The organism is Rosenbergiella collisarenosi (assembly GCF_018494085.1).
Classification (GTDB): Bacteria; Pseudomonadota; Gammaproteobacteria; order Enterobacterales; family Enterobacteriaceae; genus Rosenbergiella; species Rosenbergiella collisarenosi.
In genome coordinates this window covers 1-5,981 of sequence record NZ_JABBFP010000020.1, presented here as the reverse complement: position 1 = coordinate 5,981, position 5,981 = coordinate 1, and the positions used below count along the sequence as shown (strand labels likewise).

The 5,981-nt window shown below is 44.1% G+C and carries 6 protein-coding genes; 5 read left to right on the top strand and 1 reads right to left on the bottom strand.

The window, feature by feature from the left end; all coding sequences use genetic code 11:
* The 5 genes from HGT70_RS16355 to HGT70_RS16335 form a co-directional block, all read left to right on the top strand.
* On the top strand, window positions 1-187 hold a 187-nt coding region (locus tag HGT70_RS16355), incomplete at its 5' end, for a hypothetical protein (RefSeq protein ID WP_214196569.1).
* 33 nt (window positions 188-220) lie between these two features.
* A complete protein-coding gene (locus HGT70_RS16350; protein ID WP_168428355.1) occupies window positions 221-2,188 on the top strand; it encodes a type IV secretory system conjugative DNA transfer family protein in 1,968 nt (655 codons plus the stop codon).
* On the top strand, window positions 2,133-2,909 hold the full coding sequence (gene mobC / locus HGT70_RS16345) for a MobC family replication-relaxation protein (RefSeq protein ID WP_168428354.1): 777 nt from the start codon (window positions 2,133-2,135) through the stop codon (window positions 2,907-2,909). The genes HGT70_RS16350 and mobC overlap by 56 nt, the downstream gene beginning before the upstream one ends.
* On the top strand, window positions 2,902-3,363 hold the full coding sequence (locus HGT70_RS16340) for a hypothetical protein (RefSeq protein WP_168428353.1): 462 nt from the start codon (window positions 2,902-2,904) through the stop codon (window positions 3,361-3,363). The genes mobC and HGT70_RS16340 overlap by 8 nt, the downstream gene beginning before the upstream one ends.
* 246 nt (window positions 3,364-3,609) lie before the next feature.
* A complete protein-coding gene (locus tag HGT70_RS16335; RefSeq protein ID WP_168428352.1) occupies window positions 3,610-4,521 on the top strand; it encodes a replication initiation protein in 912 nt (303 codons plus the stop codon).
* Between the two features lie 39 nt (window positions 4,522-4,560).
* Here the strand turns inward: HGT70_RS16335 and HGT70_RS16330 are convergent, their stop codons facing one another.
* On the bottom strand, window positions 4,561-5,160 hold the full coding sequence (locus HGT70_RS16330) for a hypothetical protein (protein ID WP_214196568.1): 600 nt from the start codon (window positions 5,158-5,160) through the stop codon (window positions 4,561-4,563).
* Window positions 5,161-5,981 lie beyond the last annotated feature (821 nt).

Here is a 5,981-nt window from a genome sequence, read left to right as displayed (position 1 = left end):
GGAAAATCATCCCTTGGGGGATGCCTTTCCTCTCACCTACTGGGGTAGGTTCGTTGTGCTTTGGCACTGCGAAAAATCGACTTGGGTCGATTGTTTCTTGTGTAGTTTTACAATGCTGTACGCAATGCAAAACTATGAAACCGATGAGCTACACGCTGGGGCGTTTCACTCATCTTTCACTCGCTAGGGCGTGTGAATTTCACCGAAAAAGAGGGGCAGTATGCTTGAGAATATTTCGCATAATTTTTTTGTATTTATGCAGCAGTACCCGTTCACGTTTCACGTCATTCAAGCTAATTGGTCTGAGTTAGCCGTTTGCGGTTTTCTGTTTGGTTTTTTCTTTTGTCTGGGGGAGAAAATTCTGGAGGCGTTTAGTTTGCTTGGTGTGAGTCATCAGCTCATTAAAAAAGCGAAAGACTCTCATAAGGACAAGGACGGTAAGCCTCTTCGTTTGGGTTGGTCACATAAGTCGAAATTAGATAATCCCCCAAGAAAAATTCGGACCTCTCGCTTTTTCTATTTTGTCTGTTTGCTTGTCTTTCGGGCGGTGTTTGCGTTGATAGCAATCTTGTATATCGGGATTGTTTTTTGTTTCTTTGTCATCAATGCCGATGCTGTTCAACGTATCTTGTGGAGTGCGCAGTATAACTACCCTTTGGGCTTTTTATTGGCTGGGCTTGTTGTCGGTGTGTGTGCTGCATCGTTACTGTACTTCTTCGTGTTTACGGATTGGGTTTCAAATAAGAGTGCCGAGGTTAACCGTGCGATTGTTTCAAACCGCTCTCAGCATAAGGGCAGAACAGGCGAGCACTCGGATGCTCGGTCACTTAAATTTTCTCAGTCGAAATCGTTTAATCCCGTGCAATATTTCGATGATGCCAAGGAAAAAAACGCTGTTTTCCTTGGGTTGGACGAATACCAAAAACCGATTTATGTCCCGCGTCAGCAATGGGTGAAATCAAACGTTCAGATTATGGGGGCGGTTGGTAGTGGTAAAGGGGTTCTGGCATGTAGTGCGCTTGCTCAGTGTGTTAGCCGTTTTAATGATGCAGCCATTGTTTTTGACCCGAAAGATGACGAGTTTGCGCCTCACGTTCTTAAAAGTCAGTCCTCTAAATTCGTATATTTAGATCTGCGTCAGGGCAAGCCAGCACAGCTCAATATCTTTAGCGGATTAACGTCTCACCAGCTTAATGAATTACTTGTGTCAGCGTTTAGCTTGGGCAGACGTGGCGACAATGCTGATTACTACCGTGATAACGACCGTAAAGCCGTGCTGATGCTCTCCAAACAGTTTGAATCGGGTACTGATGTTGCTGGACTGCTTGAAGCTGCCCAAAATTTGCCTAAAGAAATCAAAGAAGGGGCATCAGGCTTTATGAACCTGTTGCAAGAACTTTGCTCCTTGTCAGTCCTACAGACCCGCGAAGGCGTTGACCTCAGCGATATTATTCTCAATGGTGGGTGCCTGTATATTGTAGGTTCTTTACGCGATGAGGCAGTGATTATGCTTCAAAAAATGTTGTTCGTTCGCTGCATACAAATCATCGAATCACGTGACCGCTTCTCTGCAACGACACACGTCAACATCATGCTGGACGAGTTCAAGTATCTAGTCTCAAAATCGAGCCTCGATGCGCTGGGAACCATCCGCGATAAGAACTGTAATGTTCTGCTCACGCATCAATCATTAGGTGATTTTGGTCAGTGTGGATCGGATATTAAACCTGAAGCCGCTGCCACAACCGTTATCGACAACACGCCGATAAAATGGATTTACCGCATGAAGGACTTTAAAGCAGCGGAGTGGACAAGCAAGCAAACGGGGCAAATATTGGTGGATAGCGAACGGCGCAACGTCTCGACTGACCACGGCAATGTTGAGCTAATGAGTACCGAAAGCACCATCGTGAAGGAAAAGCGCGAGCTGATTGATACTAATGCCGTGCAGCATCTGCCTGATGGTGCAGCGGTGATGATCGGTGTAGGGATTGCGAGGATTGCGTATAGTAAGCCGATTAACGTTAATCGTAGTGCTATTGCGTTGACGGAATATCCGAAGATTGTCTTACCCTCTCTGGACATCCCAAATCAGCCAATGCCAAGTCACGTAGACGATAAGAAAGAATTCAATGATGCTGAAATCTCAGCACCTAAACATACTGGTAACGATGATGGCTGGCGATAACTTCATTCGCTCTTACCGCGAGCGGATGGCTAAAAAGCAGGATAACGAAACGGAGATCCTGCGTTTTCTCAAAGACGAAATTTTCTCGACCGCTGAGATACTTAGCAAGGTGCTTAATTACACGGCTGCAAGCACGGCTTACGGCACGTTAAACCGTATGTGTGCTAATGGGCTACTGAGTACTGAACAGATTAATTTGGGCGGTTACAGACCGTTTAAATTGTACGGTATCACTCAGCATGGTGCAGTCATGGTTATGGATGACCATGATGATCCGTTCAAACTTAAAGCTTTTGAGCCGTCCAAAATCACGTTGAGTACGCTTGAGCATCGTCTGGATATTCAAAGAACACGCCTTATCTCGCGTAATCTTGGCTATCAGTGGAAATCCACTAGTAACTTGAAGCTGGAAAAGGGGCAAAAATACCCAGATGGCTTGATGCGAAAGGATGGGAGAATATTCGCGGTAGAAGTTGAACGTGTGGCAAAGTCGCCTAAGCGGTATCGTGAAATTGTTGAACTCTACCTGAACCAGCTTCAAAAAAATGGTTGGAATGTGGTTATTTACCTCTTCCCTGGTTCGCAATTACGGGACAGGGTACAACGTATTTTTTATGCGGTTGATGCAGTTTCAATTGGTGGAGTAACCCGACCAATTACACGAGAAACAATTGATCGATTTTTTGAGTTCAAAACTTACGAGGATTTTTCGAATGAGTGATATGTATATCTTTTTAACGGAAGATGCGAGCGACAAAAGCGGAGACACTGTAGTGATCAACTCAACAACAAGCCGTGATATGGCTATCGTTGGCGCATATAGCGTTGGTGCTTATGTTTTCGGGTTTTCTAATTTGGTTGGTGTCACTTTTCTGTCCAAAGTCGAAGGTTTTGCCACTCAGAAGCAAATACAGGCTGACGATGATCGGAATGCATTTCTTGTTTTAACTGGAAATGAAAAAATCAGAGAACGGATGAAGTACAAAGGTAAGTTCTCTGACTATATCTACGATGATTTGGAAACTATGGCCAGACAGCATGGCGAAGTATTAACGACGGGTAATTATTCAGTTTCTGATATTAACCAGATGATTGATGGCTTAGCGATTACTCACGGAGTTAATGCAACAAATCTAAAATTACGGACTGAACTCGCTAAAGAAGAAAATTCATAGTTTTCTGACGCGCTTTGCTTGTCCAACGCCTCGTAATCACTAAAAAATTTAGTAATTACGAGGCGTTTTGGATTGGACAAGTGATCGCTGTAGCGGTAGTTTTAACCGCAGAAAAACAAACGCCCCCGAAATCGTACAATCAACTTGGCGGAAGATTACGAAGACGAGGGCGCAGGCACATAACCTGAAAAGGATATTAGCACATGGAATCACGGAAACAACAGCCCGCCATAAGAACAGGGCATTTTGAGTAACGTAGCCCTAGAACTTTTTAGCTCAAGACTCCCCAAAAAACCGTATTACACGGACGACCTCGCTACTGGTTTGCGTATTGTTGCGAAAGCGACAGCTCAGAAAGCGCGATATGTTCAGCCTAATGGTCCCACGCATAAATACTATTTTGTGTTTGATGTTGATCGCATGGGGGCTGCTATTGATTGGGCTGATCGTAAAGTCCCTGCACCAAATATCACGGTGATGAATCGTGAAAATGGTCATGCTCACCTTATTTATTGCCTACACACATCTGTCAGAACCGCACCTGATGCGAGTTTGAAGCCGTTAAAGTATGCAGCAGCCGTTGAACGTGCTTTGTGTCACGCGCTTGACGCTGACGTGCGATATTCAGGCCTTATCTGCAAAAATCCCCTCAATGCTCACTGGCAAGTCGCCGTATGGGAAGAAAATAGCTATACGTTGGACTGGCTAGCCGACTGCCTCGATATGAACGCCTCAGAAGCCCGTAGAGTAGATTACGATTACGGACTGGGGCGTAACTGTCATTTATTCGAGAAAGCTCGCCAGTGGTCATACAGAGCGATTAGACAGGGATTTCCAGACTATCCCCAGTGGGTAGAGGCAGCCATACAGCGAGTCGAAGCCTATAACCTGCAACTCACAACGCCGTTATCGTCAGCCGAGTGCGCCACTATCGGAAAAAGCGTAGCTAAATGGACGTATCAGCGATTCTCAGAGAAAGGCTGGCTCGATTGGGTTACTAAGACCCACGCGCCAGAGATTCAAGCAGCAAGAGGGCGCAAAGGCGGTAAGGTCGGCGGTAAGGTGTCGAAGCGTAAACCCGTAGCCAGCTCAGAGCGCACATTACAGCCGTGGCTGGAGTTAGGGATAAGTCGAGCAACATACTACCGAAGAAAATAGAGTGGATTGCCCGACTATAAATTTAACTACTTTATGTTTTTAGCCCTTGTAGCTATCAACTAGAGTAATAGTGTCGCCATTGGCAGATATTTTATTTTTTATATTGTTCACTCTCGTTGGAATAAACTGCTCACTATTTCCTATCAGCGGGGTCATCATAGCTTTAGCTAAAGACTTTGCATCGTACCCACCACTTTCATTAGTGAATGTAACTACGACATCTAGATGATAGCCACCATTGTATTGCCATAAACAGCTATTGAAAGTTGTATTCTCCCCCCAATTTTGCATCCCTGTATTGTCGGATCTAGCTGTAGCCAATGCACCGTTACAAGTAACCATTTTCAACGAGACGCCACTGTTAGCTGCTAATGCACCTAGATTTGTATTTGAAAATGGATCGCTTACGCTGAATCGACCAGGCTTATCAGGTGGGGATGTTTCCGGAATATTTTTTACAACAGCAGCAGAAGACATTTGAGATTTGATCGCATCAAAAACAGAGTCCTCTAACTCAGAGGGGCTTTTCGTTGTTTTGAGATCGTAAACCCAATAGCTTTGTTTGGTTTCTACAGTCGGAGTTAAGCTAGAACAGCCAGATAAAAAGCATGCAGAAATCAGGAGTAATTTTATTTTCATAATTATCTCAATTCAGAATTTTACTATTTGCATGATATAGCCATACGCCATCAAAATCATTTCATGATTAAAATCTTCAAGTTGGAGTTACCAGAGATAATTAACACACCAGTATTTTTGTTTATTTGTTGTACGATTTTGAGACCAGATAAAACCTAATATCAGATAATAGCCCGTCGGGTGTTTTTCCTCTGATAGTCATCTTGGCTGATAACTATTTACTGTTCTCAAATGAGACCAGATAAAAGCCTAATATCAGATAATAGCCCGTCGGGTGTTTTTCCTCTGATAGTCATCTCGGCTGACAACTATTTACTGTTATCAAATGAGACCAGATAAAAGCCTAATATCAGATAATAGCCCGTAGGGTGTTTTTCTGACCCCTTGCCCTTTAAGCCTCAAATCCTTTGATTCATGCCCCTAAAAATATATCCCCGCCGCTCGCCGCAGGTGCAAACTTGTTTTGCGCCGAGGAAGCGGAATTTTACAGCTCCCTTTTCATATTCTACTTTCGCTTAATAGCTACATAAGTTATCTTTATAATTAGGCTTTTTACTTATATATTTAACTTATGTAGCTATCTCTATCCCTGACGGGATAGTTATTTTCTACGCTAGGGCTTCGAAAATAAGAAGGGTAATCCTCTCTATTCTCAGGCTGGACGCCATCGAACGAGATGATGACCCCTCTTTTTGATTTATGTCTGCTGGACGCAGCCAACATCAAAAATTCACCCGTGCCCCGTCATGCTCGCGCATGACCAAAACCAAAAACTACGATGCTGGATGCATCTAACGCTCCGCTGTTTTCGATTTTGGTCA

Excerpts from the sequence above, each read along its gene's own strand:
- mobC (WP_168428354.1), top strand. The coding sequence starts at position 2,133 with ATGATGCTGAAATCTCAGCACCTAAACATACTGGTAACGATGATGGCT.
- HGT70_RS16340 (WP_168428353.1), top strand. The coding sequence starts at position 2,902 with ATGAGTGATATGTATATCTTTTTAACGGAAGATGCGAGCGACAAAAGC.
- HGT70_RS16330 (WP_214196568.1), bottom strand. The coding sequence starts at position 5,160 with ATGAAAATAAAATTACTCCTGATTTCTGCATGCTTTTTATCTGGCTGT.
- HGT70_RS16350 (WP_168428355.1), top strand. The coding sequence starts at position 221 with ATGCTTGAGAATATTTCGCATAATTTTTTTGTATTTATGCAGCAGTAC.